At 68.8% G+C, this 2,567-nt stretch carries 4 protein-coding genes; 1 reads left to right on the forward strand and 3 read right to left on the reverse strand.

Translation table 11 applies throughout. From position 1 onward, the window contains the following. Positions 1 to 647, reverse strand: a 647-nt coding sequence (locus VOI19_RS17920) for a TasA family protein (RefSeq protein ID WP_323794305.1), incomplete at its 3' end; no start/stop codon positions are given. A 100-nt stretch (positions 648 to 747) separates the two neighbouring features. Between VOI19_RS17920 and VOI19_RS17925 the strand changes: the two genes are divergently transcribed. After that, positions 748 to 1,467 carry a response regulator transcription factor gene (locus VOI19_RS17925; RefSeq protein ID WP_323794306.1) on the forward strand — a complete coding sequence of 240 codons (720 nt, stop codon included), beginning with the start codon at positions 748 to 750 and terminating at the stop codon, positions 1,465 to 1,467. A 34-nt stretch (positions 1,468 to 1,501) separates the two neighbouring features. Here VOI19_RS17925 and VOI19_RS17930 read toward each other — a convergent pair whose 3' ends face one another. Both VOI19_RS17930 and VOI19_RS17935 read right to left on the reverse strand, forming a co-directional pair. Beyond that, positions 1,502 to 2,179, reverse strand: a complete 678-nt coding sequence (locus tag VOI19_RS17930) for an SDR family oxidoreductase (RefSeq protein WP_323794307.1) — start codon at positions 2,177 to 2,179, stop codon at positions 1,502 to 1,504. Positions 2,180 to 2,189: 10 nt separating this feature from the next. Next, positions 2,190 to 2,567: zinc-binding dehydrogenase (locus VOI19_RS17935; RefSeq protein WP_323794308.1), on the reverse strand; the 378-nt coding region annotated here is incomplete at its 5' end.

Here is a 2,567-nt window from a genome sequence, read left to right on the forward strand (position 1 = left end):
TGCAGGCAATGGCCGTCGTAACCGGGGGTCTGGTTGTTGGCGGTCTGCTCGGCGAAGAACGTGAACGTGGCCGTCGTGTCCTCCGCCTGCAGGATGTTGCCCGCCGACACTGGGAGCTCCACTTGCAGGCACAGGACCTCGTCGCTCCCCGAGGCCAGAAGCCGGTCACCCGGCTGACCGCCCTGCGTCGTGTCGCCGAAGGCGGCATCGGAGAGTGCGCCGGCATAGACGTTGGAACCGGTGGCTCCGAATCCACCGTCCGTGCAGTCAGCGACGTCCTCGCGGACGCGCAGCTTCATGGTGGTGGAGAGCAGCCCCGCGTCCTCGCTGGTCCCCGCGACGTCGGTGGTCATCGCGTAGCGGAGGTCGAGCGATCCGTCGTTCGCAATCGTCAAGGGCGCCGTCGTGATGTCACCGGGCGCCATGTTCAGTGTGGTGATGACCGCATCCTGGGGGGAGTCCGAGATGTCGAGCGTTCCGGTGGCGAGCACGCTGGCGTTGCTCTCCTCGTCGGTGAAGATCGCATGGGTGAACGCCCATGGGGCACCCCCCATGACTCCGACCGCCAGCAGACTCACGTAGAGCCTCTTGGTGCGGAAACGGTGAGGGACCGGAGCCTTGGTGGAACCGGCGGTGAGCTTTCGCATTGCATCTCCTAGGTGGTGGGTTGACTGATAACCTCCAGGACTCAGCACACGTCCCGCTCAGCACCAGCACAACGCAGGCACAACGACGCCGAGGAGCCTCGTGGCCACACCCCCCGCCCAGCCGATCCTCATCGCGGACGACGACGCAGACCTCCGCGAAGTCCTCTCGGCCGCGCTGCAGGTCGAGGGCTTTCGGACCTTCACCGTCTCGAGAGGTGATGCGGTCGCGGAGGCGGTGGCTACCCAGCGCCCCAGCCTGCTGCTGCTCGACCTTGGCCTCCCGGCTGTGCCAGGACTCGAGGTGCTCAAGCAACTGCGACGCAGCGGCGACCTGCCGATCATCATCATCTCCGGACGCGACGAACAGGTGGACAAGGTCCTGGGTCTCGAGCTGGGTGCGGACGACTACGTCACCAAGCCCATCCACCCGCGTGAGCTGGTGGCGCGCATCCGCAACGTGCTGCGCCGCGGAAGGGACCGTTGCCCTGAGCCGATCACCGACCTCGGCTCGCTCTACGTCGACTGCAGCTCACGTGAGGTGTTCGTCGGTGGTGCCGAGGTCGAGCTCACGGCGAAGGAGTTCGACCTGCTGGCGTTCCTCGTCGATCACCCTCGTCAGGTGTTCTCCCGTCAACAGCTGCTGGAGCAGGTGTGGGGTGACACTGAGTACCGCGACCCCGCCACCGTCACTGAGCACATGCGGCGTCTCAGGCTCAAGATCGAGGTCGAGGACGGCGCAGCCGGCTCGGCAGCCGGTCATCGATACGTCACCACGGTCCGCGGCGTCGGATACCGATTCGACGCTCCAGCCCGCGTTTGACCTCCGGCCGCGCCGGAGGTGGCAGCTCGGCCCGTCAGGCGTTCGGTCGCACAGTGATGTCCGGGACCGTCGCGTCCCTCGGGACGTCGAGGAGATGGAGGATCGTCGCTGCCACGGTCCCGGGATCGATCCAGTCGGCGGCGTCGTAGTCCTTGCCCTCCTGAGCGTGCACCTTCTCCTGCATCGCCGTCGCGGTGCGTCCCGGGTAGACGGTGCTGACGCGGACGCCGTGCTCGGCTTCCTCCGTACGCAGCGAGTCCGCGAGGGCCTTGAGCCCGTGCTTCGAGGCGGCGTAGGCCGACCACTGAGGGTGGGCAGTGAGCCCGGCGCCGGAGTTGACCAGCACCACCGTGCCGCGGGCGGCCCGAAGCGCCGGGAGCGCGACCCTCGTCAGAGCCGCGGGTGCCACCAGGTTCACGGTGAGCTGCTCGAGCCACGAGGCGACCCCGAGGTCCGCGACGGCGCCCAGTTCGACCACCCCGGCCGCGTGGACGACCGAGTCCAGCGACGCGGGCAGGTCCAGGCCCTCGACCGAGGCAGGGTCGGCGAGGTCGGCCACGACCGTGCGCGCTCCGTCGTACGACGCCGCCAGCTCGGCCGCGCGCGACGCTGAGCGCGCGAGGAGCACGAGGTCGTCGCCGCGCTCGAGCAGCCGCTGCGCCAGGACCGCGCCGATGCCGGAGCCGGCTCCGGTGATGAGGTGCGTCGTCATCGCAACGGCCTCAGCGCGTGAAGACGATCTTGCCGAACACGTCGCCCAAGGCCATCGCCTCGAAGCCCGAGCGTGCGTCGGTCATCGGGATCGCTCGGTCGATCAGCGGGCGGGCACCGGTGGCGTCGAGCATCGTGACCAGCGAGGCCAGCTCGTCGCGCGTGCCCATCGTCGACCCGATGACGCTGAGCTGGAGGAAGAAGATCCGGGTGAGCTCGGCGTCGTCCAGCTTGGGTCCGGAGGTGGTGCCCGAGATGACGATCTTGCCGCCGGGTCGCAGGGCGCGGATCGAGTGCGACCAGGTCGCGCGGCCGACGGTCTCCATGACGGCGTCGACCTTCAAGGGCAGGCGGGCACCGGACTCGAAGACCTCGTGGGCACCGATCTC

It is taken from the genome of Nocardioides sp., from assembly GCF_034670285.1.
In the GTDB taxonomy this organism is placed as follows: Bacteria; Actinomycetota; Actinomycetes; order Propionibacteriales; family Nocardioidaceae; genus Nocardioides.

What these genes read in the sequence shown, in the direction of transcription:
- VOI19_RS17930 (WP_323794307.1), bottom strand. Translation starts at nt 2,179, where the DNA reads ATGACGACGCACCTCATCACCGGAGCCGGCTCCGGCATCGGCGCGGTC.